Origin of the sequence: Halomonas sp. PBN3, assembly GCF_000475415.1 — a bacterium.
GTDB lineage: Bacteria > Pseudomonadota > Gammaproteobacteria > Pseudomonadales > Halomonadaceae > Halomonas > Halomonas shengliensis.
Genome location: NZ_AXCA01000135.1, coordinates 39,524 through 55,094 on the forward strand (window position 1 = coordinate 39,524; position 15,571 = coordinate 55,094).

Genomic DNA, 15,571 nt, shown 5'->3' on the forward strand with positions numbered 1-15,571 from the left:
GAAGGGGGGCGCCGGATCTTCGTGTCGGCCGGTAGGGCTGCTAGAATGCCGCGCGATCGCCTTCCCCCCGCCTTTCGCTACTGGAGCCCGCCATGACCGATACCGCGGCCGCACGGCCCGCCGACTCCCTCCCACGCACGCTGCTCACCGGCGTGCAGATGCTGTTCGTGGCCTTCGGCGCTTTGGTGCTGGTGCCGCTGCTCACCGGGCTCGACCCCAGCGTAGCGCTGTTCACCGCCGGCGTCGGCACCCTGGTGTTCCACGGCGTGACCCGGGTCAGTGTGCCGGTGTTCCTGGCCTCGTCCTTCGCCTTCATCGCCCCGATCCAGGGCTCCATCGCCAGCTTCGGGGTCTCGGCCACCCTGGGCGGGCTGATGGCAGCCGGCCTGGTCTATGTGGCGATCTCCCAGGCGGTGCGCCTCAAGGGCACCGGCTGGCTGCATCGCCTGCTGCCGCCGGTGGTGGTGGGCCCGGTGATCATGGTGATCGGCCTGGCGCTCGCGCCCGTCGCGGTGGATATGGCCACCGGCGAGACCAGCGACCATATCGGCTATGGCCAGGCGCTGGTGCTCTCCATGGTCAGCCTGCTGGTGACCCTGGTGCTGGCGGTGTTCGGCCGCGGCATCGTGCGGCTGGTGCCGATCATGGGGGGGGTCCTCACCGGCTACCTGCTGGCGCTGGTCATGGGCCTGGTGGACTTCACGCCGGTGCGCGAGGCTGGCTGGCTGGCGTTGCCCGCCTTCACCGCGCCGAGCTTCCACTGGGCGGCGATCCTGTTCATGATCCCGGTGGCGATCGCCCCGGCGGTGGAGCATATCGGCGACATGATCGCCATCGGTTCGGTGACCCGCAGGAACTACCTGGAGAAGCCGGGCCTGCACCGCACCCTGCTGGGCGACGGCCTGGCCACCACCGCGGCGGCGCTGTTCGGCGGCCCGCCCAACACCACCTACTCCGAGGTGACCGGGGCGGTGACCCTGACCCGCGCCTTCGACCCGCGCATCATGCTGGTGGCGGCCTGTACCGCCATCGCCCTGGCCTTCGTGGCCAAGCTGGGGGCGCTGCTGCAGACCATCCCCGGGCCGGTGGTGGGAGGCATCATGACCCTGCTGTTCGGCTCCATCGCCGTGGTGGGCATGAACACCCTGGTGCGCGCCGGCCACTCGCTGACCGCGCCGCGCAACCTGGTGGTGATCTCGCTGATCCTGGTGTTCGGCATCGGCGGCATGCAGGTGGGCGGCGGCCAGTTCACCCTGCAGGGGGTGAGCCTGGCCGCCTTGGTGGGCATCGTGCTCAACTGGGTGCTGCCGGGCGCTGAGGAGGACGAGTAGGTCAGTCCCGATAGCGGCGTGTCAGGTCACCGTAGGCGTCGACGCGGCGGTCTCGCAGGTAGGGCCAGATACGCCGCACGTCCTCGCCGCGGCCCATGTCCAGGGTCACCAGCAGGCGCTCGGCCTGGGTGCCGGCGTGGGCCAGCAGCTCGCCCTGGGGCCCGGCGATGAAGCTGCCGCCCCAGAAGTCGACGCCGCGCCCGACCCCGGAGTGGTCCGGCTCGTGGTCGACGCGGTTGGCCACCACCACCGGCACGCCGTTGGCCACCGCATGGCTGCGCTGGATCAGGGTCCAGGCGTCCTTCTGGCGGGCCTTCTCGGCATCGTCGTCGGCAGGGTCCCAGCCGATGGCGGTGGGGTAGAGCAGAAGCTCCGCCCCGGCCAGGGCCATCAAGCGTGCCGCCTCCGGGTACCACTGGTCCCAGCACACCAGCACGCCGAGCCGCCCCACCGAGGTGTCGATGGGGGCGAAGCCCTGTCCGGCGCCGTCGGCATCCCCCGGGGTGAAGTAGAACTTCTCGTAGAAGCCGGGATCGTCGGGGATATGCATCTTGCGGTACTGGCCCACGGCGCCGCGCTGGCGGTCGTAGACCACCGCGGTGTTGTGGTAGAGGCCGGCGGCGCGGCGCTCGAAGAGCGAGCCCACCAGCACGATGTCGAGCTCGGCGGCGAGCGCGGCGAGCCGGCTGCCGGTGGGGCCGTCCAGGGGCTCGGCCAGGTCGAAGAGCTCGGTGTCCTCGTACTGGCAGAAGTAGTGGGTGGCGTGCAGCTCCTGGAGCATGACCAGCTCGGCGCCGGCGGCGGCCAGCTCGCGGATGCCGGCCTCGCTCTCGGCGAGGCTTTTGGCCTTGTCGGGCCAGGCTGGCTGCTGGACCAGGCCGACCTTCAGATGGCGTGGCATGAGAGCGTCTCCTTCGATTCAGTTCTTGGCCTGGGCGAGGCTGCCACTGGGCAGCTGCATGGTCAGGCAGTGCAGGCTGCCGTGCTGTCGGATCACGCTGCGACAGTCGATGGGCACGATATCGCGGCCCGGGAAGGCCTCGGCCAGGGCCGCGAGGGCCCGGGCGTCGGCGGCGTCGGCGTAGGTGGGCACCAGCACGGCGCCGTTGAGGATCAGGAAGTTGGCGTAGGTGGCCGGCAGCCGGTGGCCATCCTCCGGGTCGTGGCAGGGCGCCGGCCAGGGCAGGGGGATCAGCCGGTAGGGCTGGCCGTCGGCACGCCGTAGCGCCCTGAGCTCCGCCTCCATGGCGGCAAGCGCCGGGTAGTGGGGGTCCCGGGCGTCGTCGCAGCGTACGTAGGCGATGGTGCCGGGGTCGCAGAAGCGCGCCAGGGTATCCACGTGGCTGTCGGTGTCGTCCCCCTCGAGATGGCCGTTGGCCAGCCACAGCACCCGGGTCACGCCGAAGTCCTGGTGGAGCCACTCCTCCACGGCGCGGCGGTCGAGGCCGGGGTTGCGGTTGGGGTTGAGCAGGCACGCCTCGGTGGTCAGCAGGGTACCCTCGCCGTCGCTCTCGATGGCGCCGCCCTCCAGTACCAGGCCACGCTCGCTGACCGGGCAGGCGTAGGCGCCGGCTGCGGCGAGGCGGCGGGTCAGGGTGTTGTCCCTGGCGGCGGGAAACTTACCGCCCCAGCCGGTGAACACATAGTCGTTCAGTACCAGCTTGCCGTCGCACTCCACGGCCAGGGGGCCATGGTCGCGGGCCCAGGTGTCGTCCGCCTCGGCGACCATCAGCGTCAGCCGCTCGGCAGGGACACCCAGCAGGGAGAAGCGTCGCGCGAGGTGGGTGCGGACAAGCGTGGTGGGCACGCTGATCAGCACCCCCTGGTAGCGGGTGATGGCGACCACCATCGCCTCCAGGGTCGCCTCGATGCGTTCCAGCATCGGCGCCCAGTCGCTCTCCGGGCCGGGCCAGGTCAGTTGGACGGCATCCTGAGGATGCCACTCGGGGAGCAGGCGTATGGCCATCGGGTCGGTCCAGATTGTGAATGTGTCAGGCGGCGAATGTAGGCGGCCCGGTCGCATGATGCAAGCGCTCCACCGTGGAGCAGACCGGGCTATATCATGGTGCGGCGAGACACGTGCAAATCCCGTGGATTAGCGCTTCCCGGCGATGCAGCGCCAAGGCAAAAGCCTTACCATGGGCGCCCGTCACCGGGCTACAGGGCTCTCGCCGCGACAAGGAACGCCAACATGCTGGACAGACTTCCCTTCCTGATCGGGTTGCGCTACGTGCGCGCCAAGCGCCGCAACCACTTCATCTCCTTCATCTCGCTGACCTCCATGCTGGGGCTGATGCTCGGCGTGGCCGTGCTGATCCTGGTGCTCTCGGTGATGAACGGCTTCGACCACGAGCTGCGCACCCGCATCCTGGGCATGGTGCCTCATGCCAAGATCGAGTCGCGCACCGGCATGGTGGAGTGGGAGGCCCTGGCCGAGCGGTTGATGCAGCGCGAGCGGGTGATCGGCGCGGCCCCCTATGTGGAGCAGCAGGGCATGTTCTCGGTGGGGGGCAACAACCAGGGCGCCATGGTCAACGGCATCCACCCCGACTGGGAGGACCGCGTCTCGATCATCGGCGAGCACATGCGCGAGGGGAGCCTTGCCGACCTCGCGCCCGGCGAGTGGAACATCGTGCTGGGGTCGATCCTGGCCCGCCGCCTGGGCGTGGGGGTGGGCGATCGGGTCACCCTGCTGGTGCCCGAGGCCTCCATCACCCCGGCGGGGGTCTTCCCGCGGCTCAAGCGTTTCACCGTCAGCGGCATCTTCAGCGTCGGCGCCGAGCTCGACGCCGGCCTGGCCTATGCCCATATCGAGGATATGCAGACCCTGGCGCGCCTGGGTGACGCCGTGGGCGGCCTGCGCCTGGAGCTCGACGACCTCTTCGCGGCGAGCGCCGTGACCCGCTCGATCGTCAACGACCTGGGGGTCGGCTACCGCGGCTATGACTGGACCTACTCCCACGGTAACCTCTTCCAGGCGATCCAGATGGAGAAGCGCATGATCGCGCTGCTGCTCACCGTGATCATCGCCGTGGCGGCCTTCAACATCGTCTCCACCCTGGTGATGGTGGTCACCGACAAGCACGCCGACATCGCCATCCTGCGCACCATCGGCGCCACACCGCGCTCGATCATGGGCATCTTCGTGGTGCAGGGGCTCGCCATCGGGGTGATCGGCATCCTGGTCGGGGTGGGTCTCGGGGTGCTGCTGGCGCTGACAATCGCCGACCTGATCGGCTGGGTCGAGTCGGCGTTCGGTATCCAGTTCCTCGACGCCGGGGTCTACTTCATCAGCGACCTGCCATCGCGGCTGCACTGGGAGGATGTGGGCAACATCGTCGTCGCGGCGCTGGGCCTGACCTTCCTCTCCACCCTCTATCCCGCCTGGCGCGCCGCGCGGGTCCAGCCGGCGGAGGTGCTGCGCTATGAGTGAGGCACGCCGCGAATTCGCCCCCCATCAGGAGACGCCCATGCAACGCGCCGCCGGCCAGACGATGCTCGAGTGCCACGACCTGACCCGAACCTACCGCGAGGGGCCCCAGGACATCACCGTGCTCGATGGCCTGGTGCTGACCGTGGCCGCCGGCGAGCGGGTGGCCATCGTTGGCAGCTCCGGCTCCGGCAAGACCACGCTGCTCAACCTGCTGGGCGGCCTCGACCGCCCCAGCCGCGGCGAGGTGCGCATCGCCGGCGAGCCGCTCTCGGCGCTGGGGGAGGCCGCCCTGGGGCGCTTCCGCAATCGCCATATCGGCTTCGTCTACCAGTTCCACCACCTGCTCGCCGAGTTCACCGCGGTGGAGAACGCCGCCCTGCCGCTGATCGTGCGCGGCCTTGGCAAGAAGGCGGCGGAGGACCGCGCCATGGCGCTGCTGGAGAAGGTGGGCATGGCCTCCCGCGCCGATCACAAGCCGGGCGAGCTGTCGGGCGGGGAGCGCCAGCGGGTGGCCATCGCCCGCGCCCTGGTCACCGACCCCAGCCTGGTGCTGATGGACGAGCCCACCGGGAACCTCGACCAGCACACCGCCGCAGGGATCCTTGCGCTGATGGACGAGCTGGCGCGCACCACCGCCTGCGCCTTCGTCATCGTCACCCACGACCCGGCGCTCGCCGCCCATCAGGACCGTGTCATGCGTCTCGACGAGGGGCGACTGACCGAGCAGCCACGCGAGGGCGCCTGACGCCCGGTAACGTCTCCCCGACCCTGGCAACGCGGCCACCCCTCGAGGCGGCGCGCGTCTCGGGCCGGGGTCAGGCCTCGCGGCAGGCGCGGCGACGCCGCCGTCGCGCCTTCCAGCTGCGCGAGACCTGCCAGCGCCACAGCAGGCGGATGGCCAGGTTGCCGAGCAGGGCCAGCGCCACGGCGGTGACAACCGAGCCCAGCGCCAGGGCCGGCAACAGGTCACCTAGCCGCTCGGCGACCCACTGGGCCGAGAGACGGTCGGGGGCCTCCCGAGCCGGCACCTGCATCAGCCAGCTGCCGAGGCGGTAGTTGGCATAGAAGATCAGCGGCATGGTCAGCGGGTTGGTGACCCACACCAGCCCCACCGCGAGGGGCAGGTTGCAGCGCGCCAGCCAGGCGCCGCCGGCCGCCACGGCCATCTGGAAGGGAATCGGCAGCATGGCGCTGAACAGCCCCACCGAGAAGGCGTTGGCGACGCTGCGCCGGCTCAGCACCCACAGCGCGGGGTTGCCGATCAGCCCCTCCATGAAGCGCAGCGAGCGCTGGCGCCTCAGGGTCTCGGGGTGGGGCAGGTAGCGCTGTAGCAGGCGGCGCGGCATGGCGTGGGCTCGCGGAGTCGTCACCTCGCCTATTATCCATAGATGGAAAGGGCGCCGCACCCGCGGCCCCTGCCGGTGGGGCCATGTCGGCGGGTAGGTACGCTTGAGGCTGTTCCGGCGACTGGCCTTCGAGGGGGTGCTGTGAACCCCTCCCTGGGCGCTACCTCGGCCGTCCCTGGTCCTCGGACCCCCTCTACGACCAGTCCCCGGCGCCTCTCGCGTCTTGTTCACCAGGCCAGCTCCATCTGGTATGACGCCATCGGAGCCGCAAGATGGGTAAGGGATGGGCACTGCCCCTGGCCCTCGCCGTGCTGGCGGGGGTGGGGCTCGGTCACGGCGACCCGCCGGGCCTCGTCGAGGGGCTGGCGGTGGTGCTGCTGCTGGCCCTGGCCGCGCGCCGGCCCGGGCGGCTCGTGCTGCTGCTGGTGGTCGCCTGGACGGCGGGCGGGGTGCTCTCGGCGCGTCACGCCGAATTGCCGGCGGGGCTCTCCGGGGTCGACCTGGCGGTGGAGGGGCGGCTGGCCTCGGTGGCACCCCAGGGGCGGCTCACCCGCCTGGTCCTGGAGGTGGACCGCTGCCGTCCCCTGACCCCTGGAAGGCTGCCTTGCGAAGCCCTGGAACGGCTGCGCCTCAACGCCTACGGGGCGCCGCCCATGGCGGCCGGGGAGCGCTGGGCGCTCGGCGTGCGGCTGCGCCCGCCTCACGGGCTCGCCAACCCCGGCACCTTCGACTACCGCGCCTGGCTGTGGCGCGAGGGCTTCCACGCCACCGGCTATGTGCGTGACGCCCCTCCGCCTCGCCGCCTGGCCGAGGCGGGTGTCTCGCCGCGGCGACTGGCGCTGGACTTCCTCGACGCCAGGCCGCTGCCGGAGCGGGCCGCGCGCTGGCTGGCGGCCCTGACCCTGGGCGCCGACCAGCGGCTCGTCGACGACGACTGGGAGCTCCTCAACGCCAGCGGTACCACCCACCTGGTGGTGATCTCCGGACTCCATGTGGGCCTGGCGGCCGGTGCCGCCCTGCTGCTGGGGCGCGGCCTGGCGCGCCTGGCCACGCCCGGGCGCTGGCGGCTGGCGGTGTGGCCCTGGTGGCTGGCCGCCGCTGTCGCCTCCGCCTATGCCGGGCTGGCGGGGCTCGAGCCGCCGGCCCTGCGCGCCCTGATCATGACCCTGGTGGGGCTCTGGGTGGCGAGCGGGCGCCACGCCCCGGGCCCCTGGCAGGGCTGGTGGCTGGCCCTCGCCCTGGTGCTGCTGCTCGACCCCCTGGGTGCCTGGCGGCCCGGGCTGTGGCTCTCCTTCGGGGCGGTGGCGGTGCTGATCCTGATCTGGCAAGGCCGGCCGCGTCCGCGTGGCTGGCGCGGCTGGCTGTGGGGCCTGGTGCGCACCCAGCTGCTGCTGGCGCCGGCCATGGCGGGGGCGGTGCTGCTGGCCTTCGGCCGCCTGGCCCCCGCCGCCCCGCTTGTCAATCTCGTCGCCGTGCCGCTGGTGGGCAGCCTGATGGTGCCCCTCGGCCTGCTGGGCTGGCTGCTGGCGCCGCTGGGGCCGCCCGCCGAGCTCTGCTGGTGGGGCTTCGCCTGGCTCGCCGAGGGGCTGGCCCGCCTGCTCGAGACCGCGGTGGCGTGGCTGCCGGCCTGGCAGCCGGCGCCCGCCCTGGGGCTGCCGCTGGCGCTGGCGCTCTTGCTGCTGGGTGGCCTCTGGGGGGTGCCGGGGCTGGACGCGCGCCTGCGCCTGGTGGCGACACTGGCGCTGGCCCTGCTGCCGGCACTGTGGCGACCGGCGACGCCGGCCCACGGCGAGCTCGAGGTGCGGGTGCATGACGTGGGGCAGGGGCAGCTGGTGGAGCTGGTCACCGCTAACCAGCGGCTGCTCTACGACACCGGCCCCCGCTTCGGCTCGGGCTTCACGCCGCTGGAGACGCTGTGGCCGGCGGGGCAGCGCTTCGATGCCGTGATCGTCAGCCACGACGACGTCGACCACGCCGGCGGCGTGGCGGCCCTCGAGGCGTCGCACCGGGTCGCGCGCTTCCTTGCTCCGCCGGGGGCGGAGCTCGCCGGCGAGCCATGTGTCGCCGGTCGCGAGTGGGAGCGCGACGGCGTGCGTTTCCGGCTGCTGTGGCCACCCCCCGGGGAGGCGGGTCGCGTCGACAACGACCGCTCCTGCGTGCTCGAGGCGGTGGCGGGGCCGCATCGGCTGCTGCTCACCGGCGACCTGGGGGCGGCCGGCGAGCGGCGCCTGCTGAGTGAGGTCGGCGGACCCGTGGCGCTGCTGCTAGCCGGCCATCACGGCAGCGCCACCAGCTCGACCCCGGCGCTGGTGGCGGCGCTCGCCCCGCGCCATCTGGTCTACAGCGTGGGGCGCCATAACCCCTTCGGCCATCCCGCCGCCGAGGTGGTGCGCCGCTTCCGCGCTGCCGGGGCCTGCCAGTGGAGCACCGCCCTGGACGGGGCCCTGCGGTTTCGCCTGGGTGGTGCCGGCCTGCCCACGCCGCAGGCGGCGCGCGCCTCGGCGAGGCCCGGTGTCGGTTGCCCCCGCCTTGCGGTAGAATCGCCGCCATAGGCAGGCGGTCCGCCAGCAGGACGCCCACGGGGAGGAAGCGCGCATGGACATGATGGAGGCCCTGATCGCCGGCGGCTGGCTGATGCTGCCGCTGCTCGGCTGCTCGCTGCTGGCCACGGTGATCATCATCGAGCGCCTGTGGACGCTGCGTGCCGGGCGCATCGCACCGCGCGGGCTGGGGCAGGAGGTGTGCACCCTGATCACCCGCGGGCAGGTCAACCTCTACTGGCTGGAGAGCCACTCGCCGCTGGGCGGCGTGCTCGCCGCCGGGCTGCGCAACGCGCGCCTGGGCCACGAGCAGGTGAGGGCACGCCTGACCGAGGCCGCCACCGCGGTGATCCACGACATGGAGCGCTTCCTGAGCCCGCTGGGCACCATCGCCGCCATCGCCCCGTTGATCGGCCTGCTGGGCACCGTGGTGGGCATGATCGAGGTGTTCTCGGTGATCGTCTCCGGCGACGGGGCGAGCCGCACCGCGGACCTGGCCGGGGGCATCTCCCGGGCCCTGGTCACCACCGCGGCGGGCCTCACCGTGGCGATCCCGGCGCTGATGTTCCATCGCTACTTCCAGCGCCGGGTGGAGGACATCACCGTGCGCATGGAGGAGCAGGCCGGCCAGGTGGTGGAGTTCCTGGCCCACTACGGTGGCGACCTCAACCTGGCGGAGCGCCAGGAGGCCGAGCGGGTCGAGGCCGATGGCCGCCTCGCCCCGGAGGTGAAGCGCCCGTGAGGTTTCCCCGCCGGCGCCGCGATCCGGTGGAGGTGAACCTCACCCCGCTGATCGACGTGGTGTTCCTGCTGCTGATCTTCTTCATGGTCTCCACCACCTTCGAGACCCGCCAGGCGCTGGAGCTTACCCTGCCGGAATCGGTGAGCGGTGCCGCCGCCGAGCCCTCGCCTGTGACCCTGGTGGTCACCGCCGAGGGGGGCTACCGACTGGCGGGGCGTGACCTCGCCGCCACCGCGCTCGCCGCGGCACTCGCCACCGAGGCCGACCAGGCCCGCGAGCATGGCCTGGTGGTAGAGGCCGACGCCCGCGCCCGCCACGCCGACGTGGTGCGCGCCCTCGACCAGGCCGCCGCGCAGGGCATCCGCCAGGTGCGCATCGCCACCACCCAGGGCGGCGCCGGCGACACATCCACCCAAGACGCGGAGACGCCGTGACCCCCACCGGGACCTCCCAACACGCCGCCCAACGCTCGGGCCTGACCCTCTATCGCCGCCTGCTCGGCTATGTGCGGCCCCACTGGCGCTCCTTCGCCCTGGCGGTGCTGGGCTACGCCATCTACGCCGCCTCCAGCACCGCCCTGGCGGAGATGATGAAGCGGCTGATCGACGGCATCCAGGAGCCCGATGCCGCTTTCCGCCTCTTCCTGCCGCTGTTCGTGGTGGGCATGTTCGCCGCCCGTGGCCTGGGCACCTTCCTGGGTACCTACTTCATGAGCAACGTGGCGCGCAACGTGGTGCACGCCCTGCGCTGCGATGTCTTCAACCACATGCTCCACCTGCCGGGGCGCTTCTTCGACCGCCACTCCAGCGGCCACCTGATCTCGCGGGTCACCTACCATGTCGAGCAGGTCACCGGCGCCGCCACCAAGGCGCTCACCATCCTGCTGCGCGAGGGACTCTTCGTGGTCGGCCTGGTGGCCTACCTGCTGTGGACCAACTGGATGCTGACCCTGCTGTTCCTGGCGGTGACGCCGCTGATCGGCGGGGTGGTCAGCTACGCCAGCAAGCGCTTCCGGCGCATCTCGGGGCGTATCCAGGCCTCCATGGGGGAGGTCACCCACGTCGCCTCAGAGGCGCTCTCCGGCTACCGGGTGGTGCGCACCCACGGCGCCGAGGCCTATGAGAAGGCCCGCTTCGCCGCCGCCAGCGAGTACAATCGCCAGCAGAGCATGAAGGAGGCGCTGACCAAGGCGGTCAGCACCCCGGTGATCCAGCTGCTGGTGGCCCTGGCCCTGGCGGTGCTGGTGTGGCTCGCCATGTCGCCGGCACTGATGGCGGACATGACCGCCGGCGAGTTCGTCGCCTTCATCACCGCCGCCTCGCTGATGGCCAAGCCGGTCCGCCAGCTCACCGAGATCAACAGCGAGATCCAGAAGGGTCTGGCCGCCTCCTCGGAGCTCTTCGGGCTGCTCGAGGAGCCGGCCGAGCCCGACCAGGGCAGTCGCGACCCGGGACGCCTCGCCGGCCGGGTGCGTTTCGAGGGGGTCCGCTTCCGTTACGACGAGGGCCAGCCCGAGGTGCTCAAGGGCATCGACCTCGATGTCCGCGAAGGGGAGATGGTGGCCATCGTGGGCCGCTCGGGGAGCGGCAAGTCGACCCTGGTGGGGCTCCTGCCGCGCTTCTATCGCCCCACCCAGGGGCGGGTGCTGGTGGACGAGGTGCCGCTGGAGGAGTACCGCCTGGCGCCGCTGCGCCGCCAGATCGCCCTGGTCTCGCAGCAGGTCACCCTGTTCAACGCCAGCATCGCCGACAACATCGCCTACGGCGTCGACGATCCCGACCCGGCGGCGATCGAGGCCGCGGCGCGTGCCGCCCACGCCCATGAGTTCATCGCGCGCCTGCCGGAAGGCTATGCCACCCAGGTGGGCGACAACGGGGTGATGCTCTCCGGCGGCCAGCGCCAGCGCCTGGCCATCGCCCGCGCCATCTTCAAGGACGCCCCGCTGCTGATCCTCGACGAGGCGACTTCGGCGCTGGACACCGAGTCCGAGCGCCACATCCAGGCCGCCCTGGAGGAGGTGTGCAAGGGGCGCACCACCCTGGTGATCGCCCACCGCCTCTCCACCATCGAGCGCGCCGACCGCATCCTGGTGATGGAGCAGGGCGAGATCATCGAGCAGGGCAGCCATGCCGAGCTACTGGCCCGGGACGGTGCCTATGCCGCGCTGCACCGCCTGCAATTCCAGGAGGTGGATCCGGCATGACGACCCAGCAGGAAGGCGGGACGACGGCCATGGTTGCCGCGCTGCACCGCCTGCAGTGCCACGAGGCCGAGGCGCCATGAGCGGGCTGGCCGAGCGCTGGCTGGCCGCCGCCTACCGCGGCGACGCCTGGCTCGTCGCGCTGCGCCCGCTGGAGGTACTCTACCGGTGGGCGGTGGCGCGCCGCGCCGCCGTCTATGCCGAGGGCCGGAAGGCGACCTGGCGGGCCCCGGTGCCGGTGATCGTGGTGGGCAACCTGACCCTGGGCGGCACCGGCAAGTCGCCGCTGGTGGCCTGGCTGGCGGGACACCTGGCCGAGCGGGGCCTTCGGCCCGGGATCCTCTCCCGGGGCTACGGCGGTGACAGCGATGCCTACCCGCTGCTGGTGGACGACGCCACCCCGGCGAGCCGCTGCGGCGACGAGCCGCGCATGCTGGCCGACCAGACCGGCGTGCCGGTGGTGGTGGACCCCGACCGCCCCCGCGGCGCGCGGCGGCTGCTGGAGGCGGGCTGCGACATCCTGGTCGGGGACGATGGCCTGCAGCACCTGGCGCTGGCCCGGGACCTGGAACTGGTGGTGGTGGACGGGGCGCGGGGCTTCGGCAACAGCCGCTGCCTGCCGGCGGGGCCGCTGCGCGAGCCGCTGTCGCGGCTGGCCAGCGTCGACGCCGTGGTGGTCAATGGCGAGCCGCGCGCCGCGCTGCCGGTGCCCGCCCGGAGCATGGCGCTGGTGCCTGCGGCCTGGCGGCGGCTGGGCGACGGGGCGCGTCACGCCGTCGAGGCGCCGCCCTTCACGGGGCCGGTGCATGCGGTGGCGGGCATCGGCCGGCCGGCGCGCTTCTTCGAGACCCTCGCGGCGCTGGGCGTCGAGGCGATCCCCCACCCCTTCGCCGACCACCACGCCTACCGCGCGGAGGAGCTCGACTTCGGCGACGACAGGCCGCTGGTGATGACCGCCAAGGATGCCGTTAAGTGCCGTGGCCTGGCGCCGGCGGAGAGCTGGGTGCTGGAGGTGGCCGCCGAGCCCGAGCCCGCCTTCGTGGCCTGGCTGGACGCGCGCCTCGCCGCGCTGGTGGGCCAGACGCGCCGGCCCGACCCGGAGCGAGAGACGATTCCCGAAGCCGGCGGCGGGCCGGCTTCCCACCGAGAGTGAGGTGAACACCATGGACAAGGAGCTGCTGGCGATGCTGGTCTGCCCGCTCTGCAAGGGCAAGCTCAAGTACCACCGCGAGGCCGAGGAGCTGCACTGCCGTTTCGACGGCCTGGCCTTTCCCATCCGCGACGGCATCCCGGTGATGCTGCCCGAGGAGGCCCGCGAGCTCTCCGCCGACGAGAAGCTCCACGACTCCCCCGGACGCACGGGAGAGGCGTGATGGCCGGGCGCGACTTCATCGCCGTGATCCCGGCGCGCTTCGCCTCGTCGCGGCTGCCCGGCAAGCCCCTGGCCGAGATCGCCGGGGAGCCGATGCTGGCCCACGTCTGGCGCCGCGCCGGGCAGAGCGCCGCGCGCCGGGTGGTGGTGGCCACCGATGACAGCCGCATCGAACAGGCCATGGCCGCACTGGGCGCCGAGGTGGTGATGACCCGGGCCGACCACCCCTCCGGCACCGACCGCCTGGCCGAGGTGGCCGAGCGCCTGGGGCTCACCGACGACGCCGTGCTGGTCAACGTCCAGGGTGACGAGCCGCTGATTCCGCCGACGCTGATCGATCAGGTCGCCGGGCGGCTGTTCGACGATCCCGGCGCCTCCATCGCCACCCTGGCCGAGCCGATCGCCGAGGTGGAGAGCCTCTTCAACCCCAATGTGGTGAAGGTGGTACGCGCCCTGGATGGCCGCGCCCTCTACTTCTCCCGGGCGCCCCTGCCCTGGGATAGAGAGGCCTGGGATCGCGACGCCTTCGCCACCCGGCCCGAGCTGCTCGAGACCGATGCCTGGCTGCGCCATATCGGCCTCTACGCCTACCGCGCCGGCTTCCTCGCCGAGTACCGCGACTGGCTGCCGTCGCCCCTGGAGCGCCTGGAGCACCTCGAGCAGTTGCGCGCCCTGCACCATGGCCACGCCATCCAGGTGGCGCTGGCCCGGGAGCCGCACCCAGCCGGGGTGGACACCGCCGAGGACCTGGCCCGGGTGCGGGCCCTGCTGACCACCGACCACGACGAACCGGGAGGCCACTGATGCGCGTGCTCTTCGTCTGCCTGGGCAACATCTGTCGCTCGCCCACCGCCGAGGGCGTCTTTCTCCGCAAGCTCGAGGCGCGCGGCCTGGCCCACCGGGTTGCGGTCGACTCCTGCGGCATCGGCCCCTGGCACGTGGGCAAGGCCCCCGACGCCCGCGCCCGGGAGGCCGCCGCGCGCCGGGGCATTGATCTCTCGGGGCTGCGTGCCCGCCAGCTGGCCGACGCCGACTTCCAGGCCTTCGACTACCTGCTGGCCATGGACCACGACAACCTCGCCGCCCTGCGCCGGCAGGCACCCGAGCCGCTCGAGGCCCACCTGGGGCTCTTCCTGGAGTTCGCCGGGCTGCCGGACACCGCCGTGCCCGACCCCTACTACGGCGGCGAGGAGGGCTTCGAGGCGGTGCTCGACCTGGTCGAGCGTGGCGCCGACGGCCTGCTCGACGCCATCGCCGCGCGCCTGGAGACCCCGCGCTGATGGCGTCGATCCAGCGCGACCACGACCTGGCCCATGCCAACACCCTGGGCCTGCCCTGCGTGGCCGAACGCTTCACGGCGCCGGCCACCCTGGCGGCCCTCGAGGAGGCGCTCGCCGAGGCGCGCTCGCGTGGCTGGCCGCTGACCCTGCTGGGCGGCGGCAGCAACCTGATCCTGCCCGAACGCTTGCCGGGCCTGGTGGTGCAGCCGGCCATGGCCGACTGGTGGCGGGAGCCGGCCGGGGAGGGCAGGGTGCGTGTCCATGCCGAGGCCGGGGTGAACTGGCATGAGCTGGTGATGGCGCTCGCCGCCCGCGGGCTGTGGGGCACCGAGAACCTGGCGCTGATCCCCGGCTCCTGCGGGGCGGCGCCGATCCAGAACATCGGTGCCTACGGCGTGGAACTCGCCGACGTGCTCGAGGCGGTGGAGGTGCTGCACCTGGCGACGGGATGCCGCGAGGTGATGACGCCCGCGGCGTGTGCCTTCGGTTACCGAGACAGCATCTTCAAGGGGGCCCTGGATGGCCGGGTGGTGGTCACCCGGCTGGTGCTTGCGCTCTCCACCGCGCCGCGTCCACGGCTCGGCTACGGCGACCTGGCCGCCCGGGTGGGGACGACGCCCGGGGCCCTGGAGGTGGCCGAGGCGGTATGCGCCATCCGCCGCGAGAAGCTGCCGGACCCGGCGCGCCTCGGCAACGCCGGCAGCTTCTTCAAGAACCCGCTGGTGGCGGCGCGGCACGCCGAACGCCTGCTCGCCGAGTTCCCGGAGATGCCGCACTTCCCCCAGCCCGACGGCCGCGTAAAGCTGGCCGCTGGCTGGCTGATCGACCAGTGCGGCCTCAAGGGGAGGCGTGAGGGGCACTTCGGCGTGCACGAGCGCCAGGCACTGGTGCTGGTGCACTTCGGCGGCGGCAGCGCCGGCGAGCTGCTGGCCTTCGCCGAGCGTGTCGCCGGACGCGTCGAGGAGCGCTTCGGGGTCTCCCTGGAACGTGAGCCACGCCTGGCGGGCATCGGCTGACCCGTTCCTTTCCGTTGCCCTGAAACGACATCGCCCGCAGCCATGGTTGCGGGCGATGTCGTTGGGGCCCCGGGAGGGCAGGGGCATCAGCCCTGGTGGCCTTCCCCGGACTTGGCCTCCTGCTCGCGCCGGCGGATCTCGCGCGGATCGTTATGGGCGCGGCGACGGCGGCGACGGCTGGCACGGCTCTCGGTGGAGGGCACCTCGGCCTTGGCACCTGCGTCCTTGGCTTCCGCCTTCGCCTCGGGCTTGGCTTCGGTCTTCGGGGGCTCTGACTTGGCTTCAGCCTCGGGTGCCTCAGGCTTGGCTTC

16 protein-coding genes are annotated in these 15,571 nt (G+C 72.4%); 12 read left to right on the forward strand and 4 right to left on the reverse strand.

Annotation, left to right across the window (positions count from 1 at the left end; all coding sequences use genetic code 11):
- The first annotated feature begins 92 nt into the window (after nt 1–92).
- Entirely contained in the window at nt 93–1,331 is a 1,239-nt protein-coding gene (locus tag Q673_RS24905; RefSeq protein WP_023005395.1) for a uracil-xanthine permease family protein, read from the forward strand.
- Nucleotide 1,332: 1 nt separating this feature from the next.
- Here the strand turns inward: Q673_RS24905 and Q673_RS24910 are convergent, their stop codons facing one another.
- Nucleotides 1,333–2,232, reverse strand: coding sequence for a carbon-nitrogen hydrolase (locus Q673_RS24910; protein WP_023005396.1), 900 nt, complete (start codon nt 2,230–2,232; stop codon nt 1,333–1,335).
- Between the two features lie 18 nt (nt 2,233–2,250).
- Entirely contained in the window at nt 2,251–3,297 is a 1,047-nt protein-coding gene (locus Q673_RS24915; RefSeq protein ID WP_023005397.1) for an agmatine deiminase family protein, read from the reverse strand.
- A gap of 225 nt (nt 3,298–3,522) precedes the next feature.
- Here Q673_RS24915 and Q673_RS24920 point away from each other — a divergent pair, with 225 nt between their 5' ends.
- Both Q673_RS24920 and Q673_RS24925 read left to right on the forward strand, forming a co-directional pair.
- Nucleotides 3,523–4,764, forward strand: a complete 1,242-nt coding sequence (locus Q673_RS24920) for a lipoprotein-releasing ABC transporter permease subunit (RefSeq protein WP_023005398.1) — start codon at nt 3,523–3,525, stop codon at nt 4,762–4,764.
- A gap of 37 nt (nt 4,765–4,801) precedes the next feature.
- Nucleotides 4,802–5,509, forward strand: coding sequence for an ABC transporter ATP-binding protein (locus tag Q673_RS24925; protein ID WP_023005399.1), 708 nt, complete (start codon nt 4,802–4,804; stop codon nt 5,507–5,509).
- 70 nt (nt 5,510–5,579) lie between these two features.
- Here the strand turns inward: Q673_RS24925 and Q673_RS24930 are convergent, their stop codons facing one another.
- Complete coding sequence (locus Q673_RS24930) at nt 5,580–6,110, reverse strand: DUF2062 domain-containing protein (RefSeq protein WP_023005400.1); 531 nt, start codon at nt 6,108–6,110, stop codon at nt 5,580–5,582.
- 272 nt (nt 6,111–6,382) lie between these two features.
- On the opposite strand from Q673_RS24930, the gene Q673_RS24935 reads away from it, so the two are divergent.
- The 9 genes from Q673_RS24935 to murB all read left to right on the forward strand — a co-directional run bounded on the left by Q673_RS24935 (nt 6,383) and on the right by murB (nt 15,260).
- Nucleotides 6,383–8,662, forward strand: a complete 2,280-nt coding sequence (locus Q673_RS24935) for a DNA internalization-related competence protein ComEC/Rec2 (RefSeq protein WP_023005401.1) — start codon at nt 6,383–6,385, stop codon at nt 8,660–8,662.
- A gap of 43 nt (nt 8,663–8,705) precedes the next feature.
- Nucleotides 8,706–9,392 (forward strand): MotA/TolQ/ExbB proton channel family protein, encoded by a 687-nt coding sequence (locus Q673_RS24940; RefSeq protein ID WP_023005402.1) that lies wholly within the window; start codon nt 8,706–8,708, stop codon nt 9,390–9,392.
- On the forward strand, nt 9,389–9,826 hold the full coding sequence (locus Q673_RS24945) for an ExbD/TolR family protein (protein WP_023005403.1): 438 nt from the start codon (nt 9,389–9,391) through the stop codon (nt 9,824–9,826). The genes Q673_RS24940 and Q673_RS24945 overlap by 4 nt, the downstream gene beginning before the upstream one ends.
- Nucleotides 9,823–11,595: a lipid A export permease/ATP-binding protein MsbA gene (gene msbA, locus Q673_RS24950; RefSeq protein ID WP_023005404.1), complete on the forward strand. Its 1,773-nt coding sequence runs from the start codon at nt 9,823–9,825 to the stop codon at nt 11,593–11,595. The genes Q673_RS24945 and msbA overlap by 4 nt, the downstream gene beginning before the upstream one ends.
- 76 nt (nt 11,596–11,671) lie before the next feature.
- Entirely contained in the window at nt 11,672–12,745 is a 1,074-nt protein-coding gene (gene lpxK, locus Q673_RS24955; RefSeq protein ID WP_023005405.1) for a tetraacyldisaccharide 4'-kinase, read from the forward strand.
- 10 nt (nt 12,746–12,755) lie between these two features.
- A complete protein-coding gene (locus Q673_RS24960) occupies nt 12,756–12,965 on the forward strand; it encodes a Trm112 family protein (protein WP_023005406.1) in 210 nt (69 codons plus the stop codon).
- The gene (kdsB, locus tag Q673_RS24965) at nt 12,965–13,768 is read left to right on the forward strand and encodes a 3-deoxy-manno-octulosonate cytidylyltransferase (RefSeq protein WP_023005407.1); all 804 of its coding nucleotides are present in this window, start codon (nt 12,965–12,967) and stop codon (nt 13,766–13,768) included. Before Q673_RS24960 ends, kdsB begins: the two co-directional genes overlap by 1 nt.
- Entirely contained in the window at nt 13,768–14,244 is a 477-nt protein-coding gene (locus Q673_RS24970) for a low molecular weight protein-tyrosine-phosphatase (RefSeq protein WP_023005408.1), read from the forward strand. Before kdsB ends, Q673_RS24970 begins: the two co-directional genes overlap by 1 nt.
- On the forward strand, nt 14,244–15,260 hold the full coding sequence (gene murB / locus Q673_RS24975) for a UDP-N-acetylmuramate dehydrogenase (RefSeq protein WP_023005409.1): 1,017 nt from the start codon (nt 14,244–14,246) through the stop codon (nt 15,258–15,260). The genes Q673_RS24970 and murB overlap by 1 nt, the downstream gene beginning before the upstream one ends.
- Nucleotides 15,261–15,346: 86 nt before the next feature.
- Here murB and Q673_RS36700 read toward each other — a convergent pair.
- Nucleotides 15,347–15,571: hypothetical protein (locus Q673_RS36700; RefSeq protein WP_031217896.1), on the reverse strand; the 225-nt coding region annotated here is incomplete at its 5' end.

What these genes read in the sequence shown, in the direction of transcription:
- Q673_RS24905 (WP_023005395.1), top strand. Translation starts at nt 93, where the DNA reads ATGACCGATACCGCGGCCGCACGGCCCGCCGACTCCCTCCCACGCACG.
- Q673_RS24910 (WP_023005396.1), bottom strand. Translation starts at nt 2,232, where the DNA reads ATGCCACGCCATCTGAAGGTCGGCCTGGTCCAGCAGCCAGCCTGGCCC.
- Q673_RS24915 (WP_023005397.1), bottom strand. Translation starts at nt 3,297, where the DNA reads ATGGCCATACGCCTGCTCCCCGAGTGGCATCCTCAGGATGCCGTCCAA.
- Q673_RS24920 (WP_023005398.1), top strand. Translation starts at nt 3,523, where the DNA reads ATGCTGGACAGACTTCCCTTCCTGATCGGGTTGCGCTACGTGCGCGCC.
- Q673_RS24925 (WP_023005399.1), top strand. Translation starts at nt 4,802, where the DNA reads ATGCAACGCGCCGCCGGCCAGACGATGCTCGAGTGCCACGACCTGACC.
- Q673_RS24930 (WP_023005400.1), bottom strand. Translation starts at nt 6,110, where the DNA reads ATGCCGCGCCGCCTGCTACAGCGCTACCTGCCCCACCCCGAGACCCTG.
- Q673_RS24935 (WP_023005401.1), top strand. Translation starts at nt 6,383, where the DNA reads ATGGGTAAGGGATGGGCACTGCCCCTGGCCCTCGCCGTGCTGGCGGGG.
- Q673_RS24940 (WP_023005402.1), top strand. Translation starts at nt 8,706, where the DNA reads ATGGACATGATGGAGGCCCTGATCGCCGGCGGCTGGCTGATGCTGCCG.
- lpxK (WP_023005405.1), top strand. Translation starts at nt 11,672, where the DNA reads ATGAGCGGGCTGGCCGAGCGCTGGCTGGCCGCCGCCTACCGCGGCGAC.
- Q673_RS24960 (WP_023005406.1), top strand. Translation starts at nt 12,756, where the DNA reads ATGGACAAGGAGCTGCTGGCGATGCTGGTCTGCCCGCTCTGCAAGGGC.
- kdsB (WP_023005407.1), top strand. Translation starts at nt 12,965, where the DNA reads ATGGCCGGGCGCGACTTCATCGCCGTGATCCCGGCGCGCTTCGCCTCG.
- Q673_RS24970 (WP_023005408.1), top strand. Translation starts at nt 13,768, where the DNA reads ATGCGCGTGCTCTTCGTCTGCCTGGGCAACATCTGTCGCTCGCCCACC.
- murB (WP_023005409.1), top strand. Translation starts at nt 14,244, where the DNA reads ATGGCGTCGATCCAGCGCGACCACGACCTGGCCCATGCCAACACCCTG.